Annotated in this window: 17 protein-coding genes; 7 read left to right on the top strand and 10 right to left on the bottom strand. The window is 44.4% G+C overall.

From position 1 onward, the window contains the following. Positions 1 to 91 precede the first annotated feature (91 nt). Positions 92 to 1066, top strand: a complete 975-nt coding sequence (locus DN752_RS19820) for a metallophosphoesterase family protein (protein WP_112785578.1) — start codon at positions 92 to 94, stop codon at positions 1064 to 1066. A gap of 71 nt (positions 1067 to 1137) precedes the next feature. On the opposite strand, the gene DN752_RS19815 is transcribed toward DN752_RS19820, so the two are convergent. Continuing rightward, on the bottom strand, positions 1138 to 3915 hold the full coding sequence (locus DN752_RS19815; RefSeq protein WP_112786628.1) for an NPCBM/NEW2 domain-containing protein: 2778 nt from the start codon (positions 3913 to 3915) through the stop codon (positions 1138 to 1140). Between the two features lie 2 nt (positions 3916 to 3917). Next, positions 3918 to 5600, bottom strand: a complete 1683-nt coding sequence (locus tag DN752_RS19810) for a sulfatase (RefSeq protein ID WP_112785577.1) — start codon at positions 5598 to 5600, stop codon at positions 3918 to 3920. A gap of 533 nt (positions 5601 to 6133) precedes the next feature. On the opposite strand from DN752_RS19810, the gene DN752_RS19805 reads away from it, so the two are divergent. Next, on the top strand, positions 6134 to 7063 hold the full coding sequence (locus tag DN752_RS19805) for an alkaline phosphatase family protein (protein WP_112785576.1): 930 nt from the start codon (positions 6134 to 6136) through the stop codon (positions 7061 to 7063). Positions 7064 to 7406: 343 nt separating this feature from the next. On the opposite strand, the gene DN752_RS19800 is transcribed toward DN752_RS19805, so the two are convergent. The 5 genes from DN752_RS19800 to DN752_RS19780 form a co-directional block, all read right to left on the bottom strand. Continuing rightward, complete coding sequence (locus tag DN752_RS19800; protein WP_112785575.1) at positions 7407 to 9920, bottom strand: outer membrane protein assembly factor BamB family protein; 2514 nt, start codon at positions 9918 to 9920, stop codon at positions 7407 to 7409. Between the two features lie 85 nt (positions 9921 to 10005). Further along, positions 10006 to 10428, bottom strand: coding sequence for a DUF5018-related domain-containing protein (locus tag DN752_RS19795; RefSeq protein WP_112785574.1), 423 nt, complete (start codon positions 10426 to 10428; stop codon positions 10006 to 10008). Positions 10429 to 10451: 23 nt separating this feature from the next. After that, complete coding sequence (locus DN752_RS19790) at positions 10452 to 12287, bottom strand: RagB/SusD family nutrient uptake outer membrane protein (RefSeq protein WP_112785573.1); 1836 nt, start codon at positions 12285 to 12287, stop codon at positions 10452 to 10454. A gap of 19 nt (positions 12288 to 12306) precedes the next feature. Continuing rightward, positions 12307 to 15534 (bottom strand): SusC/RagA family TonB-linked outer membrane protein, encoded by a 3228-nt coding sequence (locus DN752_RS19785; RefSeq protein ID WP_112785572.1) that lies wholly within the window; start codon positions 15532 to 15534, stop codon positions 12307 to 12309. Positions 15535 to 15819: 285 nt separating this feature from the next. Further along, positions 15820 to 17115 (bottom strand): DUF5690 family protein, encoded by a 1296-nt coding sequence (locus DN752_RS19780; protein ID WP_112785571.1) that lies wholly within the window; start codon positions 17113 to 17115, stop codon positions 15820 to 15822. A 233-nt stretch (positions 17116 to 17348) separates the two neighbouring features. Here DN752_RS19780 and DN752_RS19775 point away from each other — a divergent pair, with 233 nt between their 5' ends. The 5 genes from DN752_RS19775 to DN752_RS19755 all read left to right on the top strand — a co-directional run bounded on the left by DN752_RS19775 (position 17349) and on the right by DN752_RS19755 (position 21740). After that, the gene (locus tag DN752_RS19775; RefSeq protein ID WP_112786627.1) at positions 17349 to 17933 is read left to right on the top strand and encodes a helix-turn-helix domain-containing protein; all 585 of its coding nucleotides are present in this window, start codon (positions 17349 to 17351) and stop codon (positions 17931 to 17933) included. Between the two features lie 13 nt (positions 17934 to 17946). Then, positions 17947 to 19023, top strand: a complete 1077-nt coding sequence (locus DN752_RS19770; RefSeq protein ID WP_112785570.1) for a zinc-binding dehydrogenase — start codon at positions 17947 to 17949, stop codon at positions 19021 to 19023. Between the two features lie 64 nt (positions 19024 to 19087). Continuing rightward, positions 19088 to 20245, top strand: a complete 1158-nt coding sequence (locus DN752_RS19765) for a TIGR03364 family FAD-dependent oxidoreductase (RefSeq protein WP_112785569.1) — start codon at positions 19088 to 19090, stop codon at positions 20243 to 20245. Continuing rightward, positions 20242 to 20922, top strand: a complete 681-nt coding sequence (locus tag DN752_RS19760) for a phosphonatase-like hydrolase (protein ID WP_112785568.1) — start codon at positions 20242 to 20244, stop codon at positions 20920 to 20922. The genes DN752_RS19765 and DN752_RS19760 overlap by 4 nt, the downstream gene beginning before the upstream one ends. A 419-nt stretch (positions 20923 to 21341) precedes the next feature. Further along, positions 21342 to 21740: an acyl-CoA thioesterase gene (locus tag DN752_RS19755; RefSeq protein ID WP_112785567.1), complete on the top strand. Its 399-nt coding sequence runs from the start codon at positions 21342 to 21344 to the stop codon at positions 21738 to 21740. Positions 21741 to 21869: 129 nt separating this feature from the next. On the opposite strand, the gene DN752_RS19750 is transcribed toward DN752_RS19755, so the two are convergent. From DN752_RS19750 to DN752_RS19740, 3 genes are read right to left on the bottom strand one after another with little or no spacing between them, the layout of a single operon-like run. Next, positions 21870 to 22742 carry a sulfate/molybdate ABC transporter ATP-binding protein gene (locus tag DN752_RS19750; protein ID WP_112785566.1) on the bottom strand — a complete coding sequence of 291 codons (873 nt, stop codon included), beginning with the start codon at positions 22740 to 22742 and terminating at the stop codon, positions 21870 to 21872. Next, positions 22739 to 23410 carry a molybdate ABC transporter permease subunit gene (gene modB / locus DN752_RS19745; protein ID WP_112785565.1) on the bottom strand — a complete coding sequence of 224 codons (672 nt, stop codon included), beginning with the start codon at positions 23408 to 23410 and terminating at the stop codon, positions 22739 to 22741. Before modB ends, DN752_RS19750 begins: the two co-directional genes overlap by 4 nt. Then, positions 23407 to 23814 (bottom strand): TOBE domain-containing protein, encoded by a 408-nt coding sequence (locus tag DN752_RS19740; RefSeq protein ID WP_112785564.1) that lies wholly within the window; start codon positions 23812 to 23814, stop codon positions 23407 to 23409. Before DN752_RS19740 ends, modB begins: the two co-directional genes overlap by 4 nt. Positions 23815 to 23844: the final 30 nt, after the last annotated feature.

Genomic DNA, 23844 nt, shown 5'->3' with positions numbered 1-23844 from the left:
GTCTTGATAATAGTTACTTAAAAGTAAATTATTTTTCTTAAAAATAAATTTTTATATATTTATCGCAATTAATTTTCCTTATAAGAAAAAAATGAACAGAAAAGAATTCATAAAGCTAGGCACATTGGGAGCAGTAAGCCTGACCTTCAGACCATCGGCACATGCTGTCTCCCCTACTCGCAAAAGTAACATTACGTTTGGAGTCATCACTGACTTGCACCATGACATCATGCATGATGGACAAAAAAGACTGGAAGCTTTCCTCGGGGACATGAAGGAACAACAGCCAGATTTTATCATTCAGCTGGGAGATTTCTGCGTCCCCAAACCAGCCAACCAACCGCTGTTGGATGCATGGAACACCTTCTCTGGTGATAAGCACCACGTCATTGGCAATCACGACACAGATGGAGGATTCAGTAAGGACCAAGTCGTGGAGTTTTGGGAAGCCAAGGGCAATTACTATTCTTTTGACAAAAATGGTTTCCACTTTGTCGTTTTGGATGGAAATGAACATAACGAAAGCTCAGATCGGCCAAAGGGCTATGCCCGGTATATCTCTCCCAGCCAAATGGACTGGTTGGTAGATGACCTCCAAAAAACAAACCTACCGTCCATCGTCTGCTGTCATCAAGGATTGGACAATGAGCGATACGGTATCGAAAACGGAATGGCGGTCAGGTACCTCCTGGAGACTGCCAACACCAACGCAGGCTTCCAAAAAGTAATCCTCGTCCTTTCTGGTCACCACCACCAAGATTATTTTAACAAGATCAACGACATCCATTACGTCCAGATCAACAGCGCAAGCTACTACTGGCTAGGTGACCAGTACAAAACCGTACGCTACTCTGAACAAGTCGACGAAAACTATCCTTGGATCAAATACACTGCGCCGTATAAGGATCCATTATGGGCCACCATCACCATTGCTTCAAACGGAAAAATCAATATAAAAGGGAAAAAATCCTCTTTCGTAGGACCTTCCCCAAAACAAATGGGCGTAGCTGATAACAAAGATGTCTACCCTATCGTGCCCTATATCTCCACCAGAAAACTAAGTTAAATCCCGAATAGGTTCTATAAATCCGGTTTATGGATCATCCACGGAGCATGTCCTTGCCCAGGGCACCGACCTTACTCTATAACATACCAAGTATAGGAATTGGCAGGAATAGTAACTTGTAACCGGATACGGTACGCTCGGTCCAAGGTGTAAGCCCTACTATCTCCTTCCTTTTCCCTTACTTTTGCCACATCCGTAAGTCCTGTGTAGTACAATGGAAGCTTGATCTCACGCTCCATGTCCCGGTCGGTAGGGTTAAAGAACATGGCTAGGCCCTTCTCTTTCGTAGTTGGATTGGCATGCAAAAACCCATCCCAGTCTTTTCCAGATGGTCTTCTCAGGTGAATGATGTCACTGTTAAGAATATGCCTATATTCCTTGTACCACCTCACCACTTCCTTGACCAGTTTTTTGGTCTCTGGGGCATCATATAACCTCGCCCCCCTATAACAAGCTTGGACACCGGACCCATAGTTTTGCATCATGTGATTTTCATAATCCTCCAGATGGTCCTTCAGCGGCTCTAGGGTAGCCACAGCGCCTCCACCGTGGTATTGGGTCAAAGGGACAAATGTCCAGCACATACTTGGTGTCCTGTCCCAAAGTCCATCGTAAATATTCAGTCGTCCATGCATCAAGTGCCTTTCGCGAGGCAATGACCAATTGACTTCCCTGTACCCTATTCCGGTTTTATTGGTTCCCGAATTGACGTAAAAATCAGGAACGTTCATATAAATGCCTTTCGATCGCATCCATTTGTACAGCCCCTGGATTTGGGCATATTGCTTCCACTGCGAATCACCTAGCCCATTATGGTGGGCATGCGATGTAGATGCACAGACATTCCCCGGATAGGATCCGTCATTCTCAAATACCTGCATTCCGGTCTTCTCAAAGAACTTCTTGACCTTGCGGAAATACTCATATCCCCATTCACTGCTCAAGCAAGGTGATGAGCCAAAGATCATCCCGCCTCTCTTGCCCGTTTCTGGGTTGATCACGTCCACTTCCTCGCTGATCCACCGACTGGACAATAGGGAGTAACCGCCCAGCTCGATCCCTTTGGCATTGGCATATTCCCTGAGCTGGCTGAACTTCGCATAGTTATCACTGGACTCATCTTCCATGTCCATTCCGCTCCCGAAACTTAAAATAATCATTTCATAGCCTACTTCAGCGCACTGGTCCACTGCCGTTTTGACTACCTCGGGATCTGTAGAGGTCAAATGGAGAAAAATGGGGTTTTCAGTAGTCCAAGGTGAAATGGTCCGGTACATTTTTCTGATAAACAAACCTTTTCGTTCCTCTTCTTTTGAATCCATTGGCATTTCCCATACCCTAAAAGTGGTCAGGGTGTCACTGACAGCAATGGCCGTCTCGGGTCCCAAGGGCGGCTTGACTTCCAGCAGGCAAGGAACGTTCATGGGATAATTGGTCTGCGTGGTGTAGCGGGGGTCTTTCTCCCAATACGTTGTCTTCTGGGATGTTTTTTGCTGCATCCCGCCAAAAGCATAATCACTTTGCACATGGAGGTTGGGTGTCACCCAATGGTCGGGCGTTCCCACTAGGTTTTCTCCCTCGACCACGGCCAGCTGTTCGAGCTTAAAACTGTTCAGCTGCACCATCAGATCACTATCATTGATGACCTCTATCCACTTGGAAAGTGTAGGTATCCCGTCATACAGAGCAAAGTGCACCTTCACCAAAATATCATTCTTGGAAAGGGTAAACACTACTTCTTTGCCGGTGGGCATCTTTTCGTTCATGGCCCAGCGAGTCCTTTTCCATGCTAGTCGATCGGTGATTTCCTTCACTTCAAAATCCTGAATTTGGAAACTATTATTGGTAGCGGTCAACTGGTCAGTCCATTTCATTAACGTATAGCCATACTCTGGCTGTGGGCTCAAACCACCAATATCGTAACTTCTTCCGTCCAAGGTCAATACCCCCTCGCTGGATACAGCCCGTAGCAAAGTCTCTCCTGTCATCAGGTTGGAATAATCTATCGTTGCCAAATTGGGAACCAAGGTAAACGTCCGTGCAATCAACCCATTGCTCAGGACCAGGTGATCTTTTCCGTTTCTATATACTTGTGCCTTGGCTTTTGAATTATCAATCAACCAATCATAGCTAGGCTGATCGATGGGCAATTCCACTGGATCCAGCCTCATTAATTTCTCCCGTAAAGCTGCCTTGATATCACTTTTCTGTTCTACTTTTTCGCTTACAAAATCTCCGGGAATGATAACGGGAGCAATCTCAAAGTAGTCGATTTTTGGATCAGCCCAAACAGCGTGGTCACCGCTTGATCCATCTCCGGCATCCTCCACTACTAAGTCCAGTACACCTCCCTTTACATCCAAGTTGACTTCCTTGGCTTTGTCTCCTCTGCGCATGACGCCACTGCTGTAGATTTCCTCTCCATTATGGATCACCTTAAATATAACAGTCCCCTGATCTACTGATCCGCTTTCACCCTCAACACCAATAAATTGCTTTTTACTGGAAGTCACCTCATAAAAAACCCGCTTACCGTCTGTAAGTGGTATAGTTTTTACTACTTCTGATTCATAGTCAATTTTGGAATCGTTAATGCCAATTTTGGCAGAAAAGTGGCTTCCATTGTTCATGTTTATTTTGATCACCGAGTGGGAATGAACCCCAATGCCTTTTTCAAAGGCTTCTCCACCTATGGACAATTGCTCTCCGGTCACTGCCTGGTTTTTTACCGGAGCAGCATACGTTTGTTCACTCAGGGAAATCGTCAGATCCTGAACCTCGACATAGGTCTGGGCAGAAGCTAACTGACACCCAAAAAAAACGAACAACACTATTAAAGACAATTTCATATTCATCTAGTTAAATTCTTTTGATTAAACCCAGTTGAGGCATTAAGAATCGGCATGGTCTGTCCCAGCGGATACCGGGAAGAACTTGATCCCCAAAACAGCTGCCTATCGACGGGTTTTGAAGGGGAGCCAGACCGCAATAGTGACTGATGCACATAGGAGGATAAAGTCAACTCACTGGGAAAAGGGACCCTTTCGCCAGTGGCTTTTATAATAGGCATCTGTGCTTTGGTGTCTTTGAGGAGTTTGGTCATCAAGTCAGCCATTTCTTTGGTCTTAGCTTCTTCTACCTTACTCAAATCGGTAGTTTCCCCTATATCCTTGTTGATATTAAAAAGCTCCATTCTTTGGTCTTGGTGATGATAAATCAGCTTCCAGCCCCCCAGCCTGACCACACTGTAGGGCGGATTATAATACGTATTGGGATAATGCCACAATAATGGCCGTTGCCGGGAGGAGGTTTTACCCTTCAGCTTATGGACGAAACTCTTCCCATCAACGCTCTTCTGGGCATATTTCCTAAGACCTGCCATTTCCAAAAAGGTAGGAAATATATCTTCTATAATGACATATTCATCATTAACTGTTTGCGGGCTGACCACTCCAGGCCACTTCACCAATAGCGGCACACGAATACCTCCTTCATAGGGGCTGAGCTTATGGCCTCTCAAGGGCTTATTTTGTGGCATTTGTTTATGAACACCGTTATCGGACATAAACACAATAATGGTATTATCGGCAACGCCTAATTGCTCCAAGTGCTCCATAATATCACCAAGAGACTTGTCCATACCCTCAATCATGGAAGCATACGTGGCTTCATCTTCGCTAAGCCCCTGGGCAATATATTTATGGCAATATCGCTCATCATTCTCCCAAGGAGCATGAATGGCATAATGGGACATGTACAAATAAAATGGCTGCTCTGTCTCCACCGACTTACTAATTTCCTTTAAGGCTTCCCGTGTCAGTGCTTCGGTCAGGTAAATTTCTTGACCATGGTAGGACGCTAATCCGGGAATATCCCATATATGGTTTCCCGGGTCCCTCCAGTCAGCGCTGAATTTATGTATACCTAAATAACTCCCTGGACCTCCAGCGGCATGACCACCAATATTGATATCAAAACCTAAGTTCAAAGGCTCTTCTCCCGGTGTGCCTTTTGCGCCAAAATGTGCCTTTCCGACATGGATGGTACGATAGCCTGCCTCTTTCATCAAAGAAGGCAAGGTTTTGGCCGTGACGGTGTAAGGTACAGAAGGGTCTGGACTAAGGCCATTTACATTCCATTTGGGTGGTTCGACTACCGGATTTTCTATGTCCGGCGACACATCCTTGTTTAATGTCCAGTTGGTTACCCGATGTCTGGCTGCATTCATTCCTGTCATCAAACTGACCCTGGATGGAGAACAAACAGCACTGGCATAAGCTTGGGTGAATTTCATCCCTTGACGTGCCAAAAGCGCCATATTGGGTGTATGGTAGCGTTGATTTAGGGAAGTCTTCTCCGTGTAAAAAGGAACGGAAGTATCCTGCCAGCCCATATCATCAACAAAGAAAAAAACAATATTGGGAAAATCAGGTGTTGCTCCCCCCTCTCGGGCAATAGTTGATGTAAGCCCTATTTTCGCCTCTGCCACACCCACGCAAAAGCAAAACAGCAATCCTACCAATTTCAATTTCATATACAGTTAAGTTATAGTTTGTTATCAATTATTGCTTAACTCCAGTTTAAGCATTTGGAACCGTCGTAGTCTGTCCTGACAGATTTCGGAAAGAGCTGAAAGCGCAAGAAAATCAGTTAGTTTGGAGGTGTGAGCATGCGACATGGCGTAGATAGGCTAAGGTATATTCCAGGCATAAAGTTTTACCTGCTCGACGTCCTTCTCTATGCATCGTCATCAGTCATGGGTGTTCCCTACCAAACTTTTCACCTACGCTATTAAAGATGAAATTAAACGAAAAATATAATGTAATAAAAATAATAAGTCGAAATATTTTCTTTAAAAGAAACTAAAAACATTATAAATAGGCAGCTTCCTATATGGAAAACTACGATTTAAAAAATATCATCCTACAACTAATTTATAATCACAAACAATATAACAACAATTTAACAGTTAGATAAAACTAAATCATATTCCATTTACACAATTATATTTACTTTTACAGAAACAATTTTTCCTTAAAAGAAAATAAAATGAATTTACCCTGTCTTATGAAGCCACTATCAGGCAATTGCATCGCCCTTGTTCTTTCGATAAGTTTCGTCCTATTATTTGTAGGTTGCAGTACAGAAAAAAAATCTCCCAAAAGAGTCATTCTATTAGGTTTGGACGGTCTTAGCGTAGAAGGCTTTCAGACAGCAGCGCATCCCAATATTGACTCCCTTTTCGAAGATGGGGTTATTTCCTTTAACACCAGAACTGTCATGCCATCCGTAACACTGCCAAACTGGACGAGCCATCTTACTGCAGCAGGCCCAGAACAACATGGCGTATTTGAAAATGGATGGAAAAAAGAAAACCATTCACTCGAACCGCAGGAGATGGATGCAGAAGGCTATTTCCCTTCTATATTTAAAATCGTCAAAGACCAAGTCCCCAACATAAAAACAGCCTATTATTACAACTGGAAAAGCCTCATCAACCCCATTAACCAAACCTATTTGGATGAGGTGAATTTTGAGGAGAATGATGAATATTCGGAAAACTATCAAGCCGCATTGGATTTTATCGAAAATAACAAAAGCCTCCCCACCTTGACTTTCCTTTATTCCGTGCACGTAGACCATGCCGGACACCGGCACCAGTGGATGTCTCCAGAATACATTACGGCCATCGAGGAAGTCGACAATAAGATTGGCGAGTTTGTGAAGCAATTAAAAGCGAAAGGTTTGTACCAAAACACTCACTTCCTTTTATTTACAGACCATGGTGGGGTAGGCAATGGTCACGGAGGAACGAGCCCTCAAGAAATGGAAGTCCCATGGATGATCAAGGGGCCGGGCATCAAGAAAGGTTTTGAACTTACTACACCGAATTCTAACACAAACACAGCAGCGATCATCGCCCACCTGTTCGACATCGCACAAACACCAGAGGCTTGGATCGGGAAGGTTCCTGATGAGATTATCCAAGATAAATAACCATACAGGACAGAAGGTTTTTTAGCGAAACCGCAGCATGAGTTAGCCTAAGTGGATCAAGGGAGTTCACCTTTAGGTGTCCTATATTCCGATACGGGCATGTAAGTTGCTGAAAACCTGTATCCTTATTGATGCCTGTGCTATTCAAAAATGGCCTAGGGGGATCCCCCCCCTAGGCCAGTTCGGGATTTCAAATCCCAAACAGCTAAAGGCATAGCCCAACACCTGCATAGCGGTGTTTTTTCTGTTCACTTTTTTCCAAATCCTGGAATGCGGGTAAATTAAAAACACCTGAAAACCGACCCGAATTACCTCGGTCAGTTTTCAAGTCTTTATACAAGGCTCAGTTACTTTCTTTGGACCTAAAACAATAAATATTCCCAGCGAAATCACTGATGTAAAACCCATTGGAAGAAATGGCAGCTGTAGTCATCACAGGTGCTCCAAGTCTTGTTTTCCACAGTAATTTTCCGTCATGGACATTAACTGCATAGACATTTCCATCCATTGCACCAAAGATCAATAAATCCCCCACCAAAACCGGGGTGCTTTCTATACTTTGCTCTTGATTTTCAAAATATGATGGTGTATAAAACATCGCTTTATCCACCTGAAATTCCCAAAGTTGTTTCTTTTGAATTTTATCAAAAGCCGCTATTCCGGGGTGTGCACCTGCGATGACGAGCTTATTACCGGTAACGATAGGTGCCGAAGTCCCCGTATTGGTCATTCCCGTTTCCATCACAGTCAAGGTCTTACCTGTTGCAGGCGCTATCTCATGAAGCTTATTAGTAGTCAAACTACTTCGCTCTGCCACCCAAAGACTCCCTTCCTTATATGTCAAAACACCATCTCGAAAACGTAGGCCGTCATCATTTCGGGTCCAGAGATGCTCTCCCGTAACTTTCCGGAAAGCGTCTATCCCTCCCCATTGGCGGTTAACAATCAATACATCCCCTGCCAATGTCATGGTGGCCGTAGTTCCATAGCCTCCCCGGTTTTTATCTGCCTTCCATAATGGCGTTCCATCAGTAACCTGTAATGCAGTGAGGCTCTCAGAAAAACCTGTATAGACAACTTCCCCATCTGTCACAATACCTGAAACGAAGCCATACTTACGGTCATATCCAATATCCCTCTCCCATACCTTTCTTCCAGATGCAATATCTACCGCATAGGTATAACCTTCCATATCTGTACCAATAACCATCCCTTTTGCAACAACCATTTGGTTTTTGATCCCATTACGAGTAGAAAAGCGCCATTTCTCTTCCCCGGTTTTGCCGCTCCAACAAACGATAAAACAATTCGTCGCATTGCCATCATCGAAGCTGGAGGAAAGTACATAGTCATCATAAAGCACAGGTGAACTCATGAATATATTACTGCCAATATTTTTCGTCCATGCCAACTGAAAGGGAAGCGCCAAGGATTGGTCACTTACAGCATCATGGGATTCGTTCCCGCCAAGGTTTGGCCATTCCAAATCACCAGACAACTCTTCAACTACATTGCTGGAAACAGCCTGAAAAGTGCTTTTGCGATGGAGTACCTCACCACTATTCAGATACGCATCTACCACCAAGGTATGTTTACCGAGAGTGTCCAGCTCCACATCTGCCCGCCAATTCCAATCCGAAAACTGGCCCATCTTCGCCCAAACACCGGTATCAAGAGAATTTGACCAATTAAATCCCTCTGCTCCCCAAACACTGTAAATGACACTGTCCACATCTGCTCCGGTATCATAGACATTTACAGAAAAAGAAAGCTCCCCTTCCTTATTTATCACAGCGGTCCCATTAGAAGGATTATTGATTTGAATAGCCCGATCTAAATAGGTCCATCTCATGTTACTTTTTATATTTCCATCTTGATCTACACTCACTTCCCTAAAAGAAGATGGGGAATGATCTATCCCGCCCTGTGGCATGGAAGAAGTACCATAGGAACGGACACCTGCCTCTCCATGCTCCTTGGCCATGTTCATATGGTGATGACCATAAAACCATGCTTTAAGACCATAATCATTGAGTATTATTGCGTTATTTTCGTTGATTTTAAATTCAAATGTGTCTCCACTTGTCAACAAATCATGATTATAGAAAAATTTGGTTTTTTCTTCACCGTATACCTTAAATAAGTTTTCCAGCCAACCGCCAATATCCTCATGATCAAAGCCGGGAAGATAGTCGCCGCCCATCATTGGCGTAATGACATTCACGACCCCACCTGCTTCAAAAGCATACCAAGCAGGGCCAAATTTTGACTCAAAATAAGCTTCTCCACGCTCGCCTTTGATCAAGTCATGGTTTCCCAAACAATAATAAACAGGAACTCCCAATTCTTTTTGGGTGATGTTTTCGCTATGCCACTTCATGCCTGACTCATAGCAAATATCCCCTGTATGCACCACAAAATCAGGCTGGTGAACCTTTATATATTGCTTCAGGTCATCCACCCAGCCTCCGTACTCAAATGTTTCTGTATCACTGATCTGAATAAAATCAACCGTTTTTTTAACGGCTTTTAAAGAAACTTCAAAACTGTAGTCATCCCGACCTTCCTCTATAGCAATATACCTTTCTCCAACAGAAAAGTCTGCACTTGGATAAATAGTCACAAACTGTTGTTTCTCCCATCCAGACAATGTAAAATAACCTTTTTCATCTGTCTCCACCACATGGAAACCATCGGAAACTACCGCTCCGGCATAGCCCTGTGCTTCAGCCACGCTATCATCTTTCTCCGCCACCGTCACTCGCCCCGTAAGTTGCGCCAGTGAGGGCTGAATACTAAAAGTAGCCAAAACCATCGCAAAGCAAGAAACCAATATACCTCTACATTTATTCATCATACGCTAAATTAACAATCAACAAAAAAGAAGGAGCCAGCCCATAATCACAGGCTGACCACCTTCTCCAATCCAAACAAACAAACTATCATTGGGTAACCACAATCGTCCAATCCTTAAACTCCCCGTTGGCAGAATAAATCCTATAGGTAAATTCACCTGTGGAATAATCACTGACTACTCCAAGCGCGGGAGCACCAGCAAGGGGTTCTACTTTCACTCCATCATGATAGATATAGCACGCCATTCTACTCAAGTCCTCTTCGGCATTAATAGTGGTGACTACCTGTTGATTTTCGGTATTTACATCAGTAGAGACCGTGACATCTTCCCTTCTGGCTCCTTCTACATCTCCTTCTGCTAGCGTAATGTCATTCAACTCCCATTTATAAAAGAATGCGCCGCTAGTAATATCAGCATGAACGCCCCACTGACCTTCATCGAGCTCTACCCGCTGCCCACAAGAAACCATAGCAAGCGCCAAGACCACCAATACAATTTTATTTTTCATAACATTTAAGGTTTTGTTAATACTTAATTCCAGTTAGGGTTTTGCGCTAAACTGACTCCTCCCTTTTCTTGATACAACACGATCTGAGCCCTGGGAATAGCACTCAGGTAATCTCTCTCAGCACTGAAGACGAAACCCGTACCTCCCTCCTGAAAATCAGACCTGTGACCAATAGGCAGTAAATACCCATTACTGTCGGTGTAAATATCAGCAGGACTCAAGGAGTACCCCACTGATTGGCCTTCAGGAGAATTTGCATAATCCAGGTACTGCTGCCCCTTAGCTCCACGAGGCACCCACCCGATCAGTTGATCCAGTGATGCCCATCTCCGAAGATCGTCAAAACGCTGCCCTTCCATTGCCAATTCCACCCTGCGCTCTCTTCTGATTTCATTGATAAGGTTACTCTCATTGGGATAGCGTTTCTGATAATCACCACCCCAGGAAGCAACTACAGCCATATCTAATGGAGCCATTCCCACACGTCCACGGAGCACATTGATCGTTTGATCTAAATCGGACTGTGTTATCGTACCCAAAATAGCCTTGGCTTCTGCATTGGCCAAGAGCACCTCACCATACCTTAGATAAATCAACCCTTGTCCAGCAGGTGAACCACTATATACTGCATCCTGAGGTGCCACACCTTTATAGCAAAAATAACCTGTAGAACACTTGTAATAGGTGATCGTACTGGTAATCCCCGGGGCTGTCCCTTCATATGAGGAGCCAATGATCTCTCCCAGCGTTCCCTGACCAGGATGATAAATCGTTTGCGCCAATCGCGGATCACGACCCGCCACTACAAGTTCCAGGCGCTCATCTCCTTGATAATCAACGCTCATCTCGATAGGTGTTCCGTCTGCCATAAGGTAATCATCCACCAGGGATTTGGTAAGGCCTATTCCTCCACCGCCTGCACCATTGTAATTCCACCACCTATGACCAATCCCGTCACTTGGCAAATACTCGCGGTACAGTAATACGCTGGGTATATCATAATAGTGGTCTTGATTAAACAGTGTTCTATAGTCAGTACTATAGATATTTTCACCAAGATACCCCATCAACTCTTGGCTGGCATCAATAGCTTGGTTAAGGAAACTAGCCCCATTCTGCCCTTCAGCATTAAAGGGCGTGTCATGTTTGTCATGATAGTATTCCCAAGAACCTTCAAAAAGTGCTACCCGGGTTTTGAACCCCAATGCTGCCTCTTTGGTAATCCTCATGGATACCGCAGCTGGCCCATTGCCGCTCCACTGCAATTTTTGAATCGCCTCATCCAGGTCCTCAATGATTTTTTGGGCAAACTCATTTCTCCCCATCCTAGTCGTGTACAATTCCTCAGACTCAGTCCCCAGTACTTTATCAATATAAGGAACACCTCCAAAGGATTTCAGTAGGTCAAAGTTCACCCAAGCCCTGAAGAACAAAGCTTCACCTATATAGTGTTGAGTACTTGCATTGGCAAGGACATCCTCACCAACCTTATCTTTTTGCTCTAGAAAATAGTTGATTTTTCTGAGGTTATCGTAGCCACCATTCCAAGTACTACTACTTGCGGGAGCATCTCCGTCCATATTCCAAATCCTGTCATTGATCATGGACACCCCTCTATCATCTCCGATCATATTATCAGTTCCATTTTCCCATGCATATTTCGGCGCATATCCCCTGTAGGAAGGAAGAATGTCATATAAGCCATTTACATAATTTTCCAGGTCTTTTTCCGTGGTCCAATAAACCGCATCGGATATCTCATCTTGTGGATATCTTTCCAAGAAGTCTTCATTACAGCTGCTCATCATGGCAACGAAAGCTACCAAGGCCAGAAGCCTAGTGATCATAAAATTATTCATGTCTATTAGTTTTTATAGCTTAGAATGTCAAATTAAGTCCCACGCTGAAAGTACGCTGTGGGGGATATGTCCTACCTCCGCTGTTGTTCAACAACATCGGATCAATCTTCACATGGGACTTGTTCATTAGCAAGCCCACATTTTCAATAGAGGTAAACACCCGTAATTTCTTTATAAATAGCTTGTTCATCATTACCCTTGGAAAAGTATAGCCCATCTGTAAAGTCCTGAACCGTAGGTAAGCAGCATTGGTGAGCATTTGATCGTTGGTTTTTAGCTTACCCCCGTACTGACTGGACATATATGGTCTCGGAAAATAAGCTCCTGTATTTTCAGGAGTCCAGTAGTCCAAACTATGTTTCATAAAAGTAGAAAACCACATACTCCCACCAGTGTCTATACCTTGATAGTACAGACCCGAGAACCAAAGATCCTGCTTAGCAACCCCCTCAAAGTTCATCCGCATATCAAACCCATTCCAATCAGCCGTTAAAGTAACCCCATAAGTATATCTTGGAGAGGAATTTCCTAGTTTTACCAAATCACCTTTATTATACCAGCTGTCTGTGCCATTACCTACCATACCATTGCCATCCAAGTCCTGATAGACCAGGTCACCAGGAAACCAATAATCACTGTACAACCGGTGAAGAGAGGCATTGTTGGTAAAGTCAGCACTACTTGAAGCGATGCCATCCACCTTATAGCCATAAATATCACCAAACCTTTCTCCAGGTGTCCATGTCCCGTTCATTGACCCGGAAGCATTTTCATAGTCCACGACATAGCCAATGTAATCAGACACAATAAAGCGGGCACCCCAGTTCAGCCCTTTACCAGCCAATATTGCATTATCTCTCCACCCTAGGGACAGTTCCCAACCTCTAGTTTCTGAAACTGCATTATTCCTTTGTGGAGCGCTAGTCCCCAAAACCTCCGGCAACTCTTCGGCTACGCCGATTTGGTCGTAAATAGTTCTTTGGTACCAATCGTAAGTAATGGAAAAACGATCGTTAAAGGCCATTATATCTATCCCGATGTCCAGCGTCCTTGGTTTTTCCCAAGTTATATCCGGACTGACCAAACCAGGTATTCTCACTGCTGGAACCCTGCTACCACCAAGGACATTTTGGGTCTTGGCCGTCACCCCCATGGTCGGCAAATAGGCATAGTTCGAGACATTTTGGTTGCCCAATTCACCATATGATCCGCGTATCTTTAGTAATCCAATCTGCTCAACCGACCAAAAATCTTCATTGGCAATATTATATGCTGCTGAAACAGATGGGAAAAATGCCCAACGCGTATCTGTAGGAAAGCGGGAAGAGGCATCGTACCTACCGTTGAATTCGATCAGGTACTTTTCCTTATAGTTGTATTTCAATCTTCCAAAATATCCCCTAGTTGACCAATGGCTCAGGTCATCATCTACTGAAGGCGCCTCACCAATCGCTGTACTTAGGGAAGGAATATCTTCTGTTATCAAATTGGTCTTATAACCATATAGGCTTTTCAACTGTTTTAGCTCCTGTTGGTAACCTACTATAGCCGAAAAACTATGATCATTGATGCTCAAATCATAATTGGCATAAAGATCAATTTGGGAGTAATTCTCTCTATTGAACCGGGATTCATAACTGTTAGGATAATTCTGATAGGCCCACTCGTTGTACCAGTAAGTACCTTCTTCGTCCGTATAATCGGTAATGGCCGTGATGTGGTTATGCGCCTTGGAGTAATCCCTTGAGTACGTATTGAAAGAGTAAGATCCTTTAATCAACAATCCCTTTACCGGTGTGAGATCAATGGATGCAGTAGTCCAAAAATCATCTTTGGTATCCAATGCATTCCCCTCTTCCATGTACCTAAAAATAGGATTGTTATAAGGCATGTTACCATCTGGGTTGTAAAAAGGCACAGTCGGCCATACACGTCCCCCGACCATCTCGGTAAAACCATAATCTCCACTCCCGTAGCTTGGCCGATCAGAAACACTTCTGCTGTACCGATTGTTTAATGACAGCCCTAACCAATCATTCACTTTTGTGGATAGTTTCAGGGTGGCATTGTACCGATTAAATTGGTCAGTGAGCATTTCATGCATAATGCCTTGGTTTTGGTTCCAACCAATACTGGCATAGTAATTCAGCTTATCATCTTCTGCCCCCCCGCTAAAGCTGACGGTATGCTTTTGATTGACCTGCCAGTCCCGATACGCTGCATCTTGCCATTGGGTATTACCAAACTGAAAGTCTCCCCAAGCGCCCCAACGTCCATTACCTACGTCAATTGCCGCATTTATATCACTTGTTCCGTCGAGATAGGCTTGCATTTTAGCAATGGTTTCTTCGCTGTGGTAGGGCGCTTGCTGGGCATTGACAAAAGCATCATTCCAAGCATTTGCAAATTCTACAGAATTTATCCCTTCTGGTAAACCGATACGTTGGGAAAAAGAAACATTAGAAGATATATTGATTTGCATTTCTCCGGCCTTTCCTGATTTGGTAGTGATCAAAACCACACCATGAGGCGCCCTCGAACCATATATAGCCGAAGATGCGGCATCTTTCAACACCGAGATGCTGGCCACATCCTCCGGATTCACCGTATTGATATCCTGAGCCACTCCATCTACCAATATCAGCGGAGCGCCTTTGGAGTTCATTCCTGTAAAACCACGAATATTAAAATCCGCTGTAGAATTCGGGGCGCCAGAAGTAAGGCCAATGTTCAAGTTGGGAATTAGGCCTTTTAGCCCCTGTCCCAAATCCCTGATCGGACGATCACTCAACACCTCAGAGGTCACTTGGTCCACGGCTCCCGTCAGGTTCTCTTTTTTTACCTCCTGATAGCCAATAACCACTACTTCTTCCAAGGCCTTGGCATCTTCCTCCAATGTGACATCGACAATATTTCGCCCCCCAACAGCTACTTTCTGTTTGGTATAGCCAATAAATGAAAATGTCAATTGGGTACCTTCGGGAACAGTAATTTGATATTTCCCATCCAGATCAGTAACCGTACCTTTACCGGAACCTTCTACCAAAATGGTCACACCTGGGAGCGGTAAATTATTCTCATCCACCACCGTCCCTGAGACAGTAACGTTTTTAGTGGCTTGGTAATCGAAAGGTGCATCGAACCGATCGGCTCTTGCAGAAAGACATAATGGCCCTATTAACGAAAAAAAAGCCAATGTCTTCAAGATTCTCATGGGAATGAGAAATCGGGATACATTTTTTTTCATATCTTTGATAATTAGATTTTAATGTTTCGCATTAAATGATACTTCATCCAGTCGAGGTTTTGGTCGATCGCCGACTGGAACAAATTAGCTTAACAGGAGCCCGGAATTTCTAAGTTTCGGGCTTCATGCATTTATAGAGTAAGGAGTGATTTCACATAGGCATATTTTATAGGTGGACATTTATTTTTAACAGGTAAAGGTTCGCAGGTTTAAGATTCTTGGCTAACCTCTTACATAGTTGTCAATTTTTCTTTTTAGAACTTTTATGGCCATTCGGCCCTTGGTTTATCCTTTGATCGATGCGCCATATAGCTTTCGTAATTTCACCTTGATGATATCAGTATTGACCACCAGCATAGAAACAGCCACCAAAAAGACGATGAGCAAACCTCCTATGAAATTGATCTTGGTAAAGAATCCCACCCAGGAATAGTGATAGGGAATGGTTTCCTTGAAAATCATAATGCCCACACTGGCCAAATAACCAAAGGCATCTGCTATGTAAAACAAATACCCCACCGTCCCTTTGTACTTCAGTACTGCGATAAAACGTTCAAACAACAGACAGTGGAACAAGATATAGGGAAGGTAAACGCTAAAACCAGAACTGACCATCCAAACAACAGCCCCGATCAGACCCATTTTAAACATGACCGTGGACACCAGCATCAAAACAGCTCCCAGCACTGTCATCCCCATCCCAATATTAAAGGCTTTCCTATTATCCAATATCAAAATCCCCAGTGCCGATATGACCAAAACGATCAAGGCAATGGGGATCTCCGTCAATGTAATCAACTCTGGCTGGCCGGAAAGCCCTAATTCCTCCCAGAATTCAACGATAAAATTGTCGCGAAAATCCCTGATCACGGTCAATACTACATAGATCAACACCAAACCCAGAAAAGCAGAACCATGCTGCCGCAGAAACTCTTTTCGCTCTGCTTTTTTCATTGGAACCCTTTCTGTCCTTAGCAGCTTATCACTCTCTGTCGGCCCGCCACTTTTACTAAGCCCGTATCCTGCCAGAACAAACATTGGAAAATAAATCGCTCCCGTCACAAAGGGCATCATGGCCTCACTTACCTGGTACTCCTGCATCAGCCATACCCCTGTCGTCTTGACCAAGCCCGTGGAGAAAATAAATGTCGCACTCAATCCCGCCACCAACAGTTCTGAATTTTTTCTCCCCTCTAGGTAAACCAGCACCAATCCAAAAATCATCCCCAAGGGAAGTCCATTAAAAAACATGGCAATAGGCTTAAGCCAAACCGGAGCATAGGCAAATAACAAGAGCATCAATAACCCAAACCCCACTAACCCCACAAGCGCCGCAAAGCGCTTTTGGACCGGTAATTCTGATACCACTTTAATGCCTATAAACTTCGACAACATATAACCCACCACTTGACTGATGATCAACAGCGTCTTAAAATGAAAGTCACTCAGGAGTTCCATTCCTTCATATTGGCCTGCCAAAAAGGACTTCCTCACTGCATACATTCCCGTGTAAGCCATAAATGCCGCCCCCATGAGCAACAAATCCGTCTTGGTAATGGAAATTCTATTTAGCTTAGTCATGTTATTTTTCCTAACGATTAAAATATAGGCATGAATTTACACCCTAATCCTTCTTCAAAGGTAGATTTAACGGGTGGTTGCTAGGCTATTAAAGGTATTATCATAGCGTTAATATTTCATTAAGGGAAATTAATTTTCATATAAGGAAAAATATATCGACATTGCATCCCTCAACCGAATTTTCATATAAGGAAAATCAGCCGTACTTTCACGATACGATAAAACAGTACATTATGGAGAATTCTGAATACCTCACCAGCTGGATTGGTGCCAAAATAAAAGACATCCGAAAATCGCACAATTTAAAGCTCGGAGAACTGGCCGACAAGAGCGGGATCAGTATTGCCATGCTCAGCAAGATAGAAAACGGAAGGGTATTCCCTACCCTCCCCTCTTTGATCCAAATCCTCAGCACATTGGATGTGGACCTGAATGCTTTCTTTGCCGACCTTAAGGGTGACAAGGAATTTCCCGGTTACCTACTCAAAAAGCGTAGCCAATACCAATCCATCAAAAAAGAAGAAGCAGCTGTAGGCTTTGACTATGAACTGATCCTTAACCATAAAATAGAACGATCTTCCATGGAAATCTCCCTGTTGACCATCAGGGGCAATTCCCAGCGCGAAAGGGTATCTACGGACGGTTTTGAATACCTCTATGTGGTGAAAGGCTCCTTAAAATACGAACTCGGTGAGCACACATTTGACCTAGAAGAAGGGGACAGCTTGTTTTTCAACGGAAATTTCCCCCATGTGCCGGTCAATACCAAAAAAACCGATGCCATCATCTTGGTCATCTACTTTATAGAATTACGATAATTACGAATAAAACATGGCATCAACAACCGCAAAGGCAATGGTATTTATGGACGCCAATACTCCTTTTTCACCGGCTACCATAGATCTACCGCAATTAAAAGAAGGTGAATTACTTGTAAAAAACCACTATGCAACGATCTGCGCCAGTGACCTACATACTTTTTATGGCCGCCGACAATCCTGTGGACATAGCATCCTGGGCCATGAGATCATTGGTATTATCAAGGCGCTGGCGGAGGAAGGAGTTACAGACTTCTTTGGCTCACCACTGAAGGTAGGGGACAAGATCACCTGGTCCGTCTATGCCCACGATCCGCTGTCTCCCACTTCAAAAAAAGGGTTTCCCCAAAAATCAGAGGCGCTCTATAAGTATGGCCACGAGCAGATGAACGAAACATACAAACTGAACGGGGGGTTTTCCAGCCATTGTCATCTAAGAAAAGGAACGACCATTTTTAGGCTACCTTCTTCGCTCACCGAAAAAGAAGCCGCTCCGCTAAACTGCACGCATGCCACCATCGCTGGTGCACTCCGGCTTGCCGGTAACCTGAAAGGTAAAAACGTACTGGTCAATGGCGTCGGGATGCTTGGGCTTTCTGCATGCGCCATGGCAAAAGAAAACGGTGCTGCACAGGTATGGGCCCAGGACCTGGACCCGGAAAAAGTAGCATTTTCTAAGGCTTTTGGCGCAGATCACACCCTCCTATTTGAAGGGCTAGAAAGCAAGGAATTGATCGATACCCATGGAGAAATAGATGTCATTATCGAAACCTCCGGAGTACCTGAAGCAATGGAAAAATGTGTTCAATTACTGGGAATTGGAGGGACAATCGTACTGGTGGGTGCTGTATTTCCGCAAAGGGACTTATCGGTCAATGCGGAATACCTGGTCCGAAACCTCCTCACCATCAAGGGGCTGCACAATTACATCCCCGAAGATCTGGCCGCCGCCATTGAGTTTCTCACTGCTGCAGCATCAAAATACCCCTTTGAAAGCCTCGTAGGAAAAGAATTCCCTCTTGGACAGCTGGATTCCGCATTCGAAGCAGGCAATGAAGGGGGCTATTACCGGGTAGGCATCAAGCCATAGCATCTCACGCATCACTTTAAACTATAAAAATATTTAAGAAATCTTTTTTAAAAAACAATTCAACATGTACGATCTAATAGTAATTGGAGGTGGCGTATTAGGCGCATTTCATGCTTATCATGCCCTAGAGGCGGGGCTAAAAGTGGCACTGATCGAAAAGGACAAAGCACCGCAAGACGCCACTACCCGGAATTTCGGACAAGTAGTCCCATCGGGCATGAATACCAAATGGCAGAATTATGGCCGAGAGAGCCTGCGCATCTATAAGGACCTCCAGTCCCAGTTTGACATCTCTGTTCGCCAAAACGGAACAGTCTACCTTGCTTCTGATGAGGATGAGATGCAACTCATCGAAGAACTCCATGCCATCAATAATCAAAATGGCTATGCTTCTGAACTGCTGAACAAACAGGCCTGTCTGGACAATTACCCAGGCCTAAAAAGTAGTTATGCCAAAGGGGGACTGTTCTATCCAGAAGAGGTGACCGTAGAGCCTCGCATTATGATTCATCGGCTGTTGGAATTTCTGAAGACCGAAAAGAAACTAGCAATCTACACCGCCAAAACCGTCACATCCTGCGAACATACTGGCAACATCGTGAACGTGGAGACAGCCTGTGGCCATAAACTGAAAGCCTCCAAAGTGGTCATCTGTAACGGAAGGGAGTTCAAAATCCTCTACCCAGCACTTTTTGCCCAAAGTGACCTACAGGTTTCCAAACTGCAAATGATGCAGACCAAACCCCAAGGCTCCGGCTACCATCTCCCCGGATCGGTCCTGACAGGACTCTCCATTCGGAGGTATGAATCTTTCAGTGAGTGTCCGTCATTTTCGGCTATCAAAAGCCGCGAAGCCCAGGGCTCTCCCGAAAAAAAATGGAGCATCCACATCCTCTTCAAACAGGCCACTGACGGCTCGGTCATCCTCGGAGACAGTCACCAATATGCTGATGCCAAGGACATCGATGACCTCGGCCACGGCATGGACATGGCAATCGACGATTTTATGGTGCAGAAAGCAAAGGAAATCATCGATCTCCCCACTTACGAAATCGCACACCGCTGGTATGGTATGTATTCCCAGTGCAAGACCAAGGATCTATTCCAAGCCACCGTCGATGAGCATATCCACATTGTCACGGGGATAGGTGGAAAAGGCATGACCGGTAGTGCAGGGTATGCCAAAGAAAATATTCAGAATTTATTTAACTTAACAATATGAAAACTATCAAACTAGTCGTTCTAGACATGGCAGGAACCACCGTGGACGAAGATAATGTAGTGTACAAAACCGTCCAAAAGGTAATCAACGATAAAGGCTTCCATGTTTCCTTAGAAGAAGTCCTGGAACACGGTGCTGGAAAAGAAAAACACCAAGCCATCACCGATGTACTTGTGGCCTGCACCGATACCGAAAACGTAACCGATACGGCCGCCAGTGCTTTCGCCAATTTCAAACCTGAGCTAAAGCTTGCCTACGAGCAATTGGACGTCAAAACCTTTCCGGGGGTCAAGGAAACCATGGAAGCCCTCCGAAGTGCAGGGATCGCCGTGGTCCTCAACACAGGTTATGACAGAAAAACAGCATCCTCACTGCTTACCAAACTTAACTGGGAGATCGGAAAAGACATCGACGGCCTTGTGACGGCAGACGATGTGACCATAGGCAGACCAGGGCCGGATATGATCCTAAAAGCCATGGACATCTGCACCATTTCCAATCCTGAGGAAGTATTGAAAGCGGGGGATTCTACCATCGATATCCTAGAAGGCAAAAATGCAAAATGCGGCCTGACAGTTGGCGTATTGAGTGGAGCTCAAAATGCCAACCAGCTAAAAACAGCCGAGCCAGATTACATCCTCGAAAATGTAGTCGGACTAAGAGATATTCTGCTATGATCATCAGTACAAACTTTCTGATTCCTAAGACGATGACCAAGCAGCGACTTACTTCTTACTGACCAATTCACTACCTGATCCCTGCGGTCAATCTAAACTGGACTTGGTCATGGACTGGTCGCTAAACCATTTTGACTCAGCAGGGCTCATCATTCTGGCTCAACCTCGTTTAGTTAAGAAATTAAAAGTGGATGGGCAAGAAGGCAGGCTTGTCTATCTCGCTGCTAGACAGGCCTGCTTGGCTTTTAGATAGGTTCACCTGGCTTTAAACAGGTAAACCTAGTTTTTAGACAGGAGGAGTTTGCCTGCATGAGGGAGGATTTTAATTTTAGGCCAATAGATACACAGCGGCGGTTTTTTTTTGTTGAATGATGAAATTATTCCTGAAACAGCATTGTTTAAGCGTAAAGACAAAAAACATGAAATTTCACACTAGAAAATGGATCAAACCAGAAGATCTCAACGCCAACAATTCATTGTTTGGAGGCCGCTTATTGGCATGGATAGATGAAGAGGCCGCATTATACGCCATTATCCAATTGGAAAACCAACATGTCGTCACCAAATACATCTCCTCTATCAATTTTATGGCCTCTGCACGTGTTAATGACATCGTTGAGATCGGCATAGAGCCAGTAAAATTCGGAAAGACCTCACTTACCCTGAAGTGTGAAGTCCGCAACAAAATGACCCGGCAAACCATCATTACCATCGATGAAATCATCATGGTCAATCTCGGCGAAGATGGCCAGCCCAAAGCCCATGGAAAACACCAAATCGAATATGTAAAAGACCGACTGGAAGCAAAAACGAAGTAAGCTTTACCCTGTGTTGATTGAACTTGTCTTTACCAAGGATCAAAACCGTTCAGTCAAGAGTGAGCAGGGAGAATGTCCCCATGAACACCACTGCCAATCCAAATGTACATGAAGGGACGGTCATGGTCGTCATAATTTTTGAATTATGGGGTTAAAGGCTTTGGAACCTACCAGTACTTTATCTCCTATTCTCAATGCACGGGCCTCCTCAAGGTCACTGACGACTTTCACCATTTCATTGCCGATTTTTACGTGAACGATATAGACCACATCTTCTTCATACAATCGGATGACTTCACCACTAAACTGGAATTTGGCACTGGTAAGACCAGTACCAAAGAATAGCTGAGGCGAGCATATTTTGGTGATTTTTCCATTGTCCAGCTCAATCACCTGATCCGATAACTTCAAGATTTCACCTGGGTCATGGCTCACTAGGATCGTGGTCAGCTGGAATTTTTGGTGTAGTTTTAAAATATAGGTTTGGAGTTTTTCGCGCATATCTTGATCCAAGGCAGAAAGCGGCTCATCCAATAACAATACACTGGGCCTCACTGCCAAAGCACGTGCAAGGGCAGTGCGCTGCTTTTGTCCTCCAGAAAGTTGATCTGGCCGCAAGCCCTGGAGGTGTATGAGGTCCATGGTGTGAATTAATTCTTCCAAATAATCTTTTTCAGCATCCTTGGCTAATGCAAAACGGATGTTTTCCTTTACGCTCATATTCGGAAAAAGGGCATAATCTTGAAACAGAAAGCCCAGTTTGCGTTTCCCCGGCCCCAAGTTGATGGACTTGGCAGCATCAAACCAACATTCACCATCTACCGTGAGCCTTCCTTCATCCGGAACAGTAAGACCGCTGATCATCCGCAGTGTGGACGTCTTACCAGCCCCAGAAGGACCATACAGGGTCACCAGCTGGCCACTCTCCACCTTCAGGTCAATATCCAGCACCATTTCGGATCCTTCCGATGCCAAGGTCTTTTTTAGCTTTAGGTCTATCATTTGCCCAGATGTTTGAGATAGCTTCCATTGTACCAATAGACAATGAACAATGTAGCAAAAGAAAGCAAGACCAAAATCAACGAATAATGGTTGGCCGCCGCATAATTAAGACTTTCTACTTCATCATAAACTGCAATGGAAGCTACTTTGGTTTTTCCGGGAATATTGCCGCCGATCATCAGCACCACACCAAACTCCCCCATTGTATGCGCAAAGGTCAGGATACAGGCCGTCAACACAGAAGGCTTAATATTGGGCAATAGGACCTTTCTCATGATGTTCCATTTACTTTTGCCCAGCAATATCGCTGCTTCCTTCATACTTTTGGGAAGGCTGGAAAACCCAGACTGTAACGGCTGTACCATAAAAGGAAGGCTATAAATACATGAGGCAACCACTAGCCCACTAAAAGTAAATACAAACCTTAGCCCAAACACCTCTTCCAGCCAATTACCAAAGGTATTTTGGGGGCTGAAAGCCACCAATAGGTAAAACCCCAATACCGTCGGAGGTAGCACTAAGGGCATACTTACCAAGGTCTCGATGATTGGTTTGGCCTTTACCTTGGTTTCTGCCAGCCAATATGCCAACGGTAATGCAAAAACAAAAAGCACCACTGTGGTAATCAGCGCCAGTTTTAGCGTCAATATGATAGGTATCCAATTCATGAAATAGGTGCTAATATCACCTCATTTAATTTCACCATGACATTGATAGTGGTCTTGACCTCCAGCCCCAACGCCTGAGCGCAAGAAGTGCTGATAAGCGCCACTACCTTTCCGATAGCTGTTCTGATGACCAATCGACTAAGGAGGGTACCCTCTTTGATTTCCTCTATGCTCCCAACAATCCTGTTTTCAATACTCAGTGAATTTACTTCTTCCAGGGCGACAATCACCTCAGTCTCTTTAAACAACACGTCTACCTGCCCCTTTTCTTTTAAGTAGTCGGCCGTATCAGGCGTGTCTATGACCAGTGCTTGAATAGCGATGAGATCAGATAGACGAACCGTGACAATGGACATTTGCCCGCTACTTTTGATGGTGGTAATATGACCTGGGAACTGGTTCATTAAGATGGATAAGTGATTACTGACAGTCTA

This window comes from Echinicola strongylocentroti (genome assembly GCF_003260975.1).
In the GTDB taxonomy this organism is placed as follows: domain Bacteria; phylum Bacteroidota; class Bacteroidia; order Cytophagales; family Cyclobacteriaceae; genus Echinicola; species Echinicola strongylocentroti.
Note: the sequence above shows the minus strand (reverse complement) of the source record. Positions and strands in the feature narration are given on the sequence as shown.

Bases quoted from the DNA above. Each gene is read 5' to 3' on its own strand.
- DN752_RS19820 (WP_112785578.1), top strand. From the start codon at position 92: ATGAACAGAAAAGAATTCATAAAGCTAGGCACATTGGGAGCAGTAAGC.
- DN752_RS19815 (WP_112786628.1), bottom strand. From the start codon at position 3,915: ATGAAATTGTCTTTAATAGTGTTGTTCGTTTTTTTTGGGTGTCAGTTA.
- DN752_RS19810 (WP_112785577.1), bottom strand. From the start codon at position 5,600: ATGAAATTGAAATTGGTAGGATTGCTGTTTTGCTTTTGCGTGGGTGTG.
- DN752_RS19805 (WP_112785576.1), top strand. From the start codon at position 6,134: ATGAAGCCACTATCAGGCAATTGCATCGCCCTTGTTCTTTCGATAAGT.
- DN752_RS19800 (WP_112785575.1), bottom strand. From the start codon at position 9,920: ATGATGAATAAATGTAGAGGTATATTGGTTTCTTGCTTTGCGATGGTT.
- DN752_RS19795 (WP_112785574.1), bottom strand. From the start codon at position 10,428: ATGAAAAATAAAATTGTATTGGTGGTCTTGGCGCTTGCTATGGTTTCT.
- DN752_RS19790 (WP_112785573.1), bottom strand. From the start codon at position 12,287: ATGAATAATTTTATGATCACTAGGCTTCTGGCCTTGGTAGCTTTCGTT.
- DN752_RS19785 (WP_112785572.1), bottom strand. From the start codon at position 15,534: ATGAAAAAAAATGTATCCCGATTTCTCATTCCCATGAGAATCTTGAAG.
- DN752_RS19780 (WP_112785571.1), bottom strand. From the start codon at position 17,115: ATGACTAAGCTAAATAGAATTTCCATTACCAAGACGGATTTGTTGCTC.
- DN752_RS19775 (WP_112786627.1), top strand. From the start codon at position 17,349: ATGGAGAATTCTGAATACCTCACCAGCTGGATTGGTGCCAAAATAAAA.
- DN752_RS19770 (WP_112785570.1), top strand. From the start codon at position 17,947: ATGGCATCAACAACCGCAAAGGCAATGGTATTTATGGACGCCAATACT.
- DN752_RS19765 (WP_112785569.1), top strand. From the start codon at position 19,088: ATGTACGATCTAATAGTAATTGGAGGTGGCGTATTAGGCGCATTTCAT.
- DN752_RS19760 (WP_112785568.1), top strand. From the start codon at position 20,242: ATGAAAACTATCAAACTAGTCGTTCTAGACATGGCAGGAACCACCGTG.
- DN752_RS19755 (WP_112785567.1), top strand. From the start codon at position 21,342: ATGAAATTTCACACTAGAAAATGGATCAAACCAGAAGATCTCAACGCC.
- DN752_RS19750 (WP_112785566.1), bottom strand. From the start codon at position 22,742: ATGATAGACCTAAAGCTAAAAAAGACCTTGGCATCGGAAGGATCCGAA.
- modB (WP_112785565.1), bottom strand. From the start codon at position 23,410: ATGAATTGGATACCTATCATATTGACGCTAAAACTGGCGCTGATTACC.
- DN752_RS19740 (WP_112785564.1), bottom strand. From the start codon at position 23,814: ATGAACCAGTTCCCAGGTCATATTACCACCATCAAAAGTAGCGGGCAA.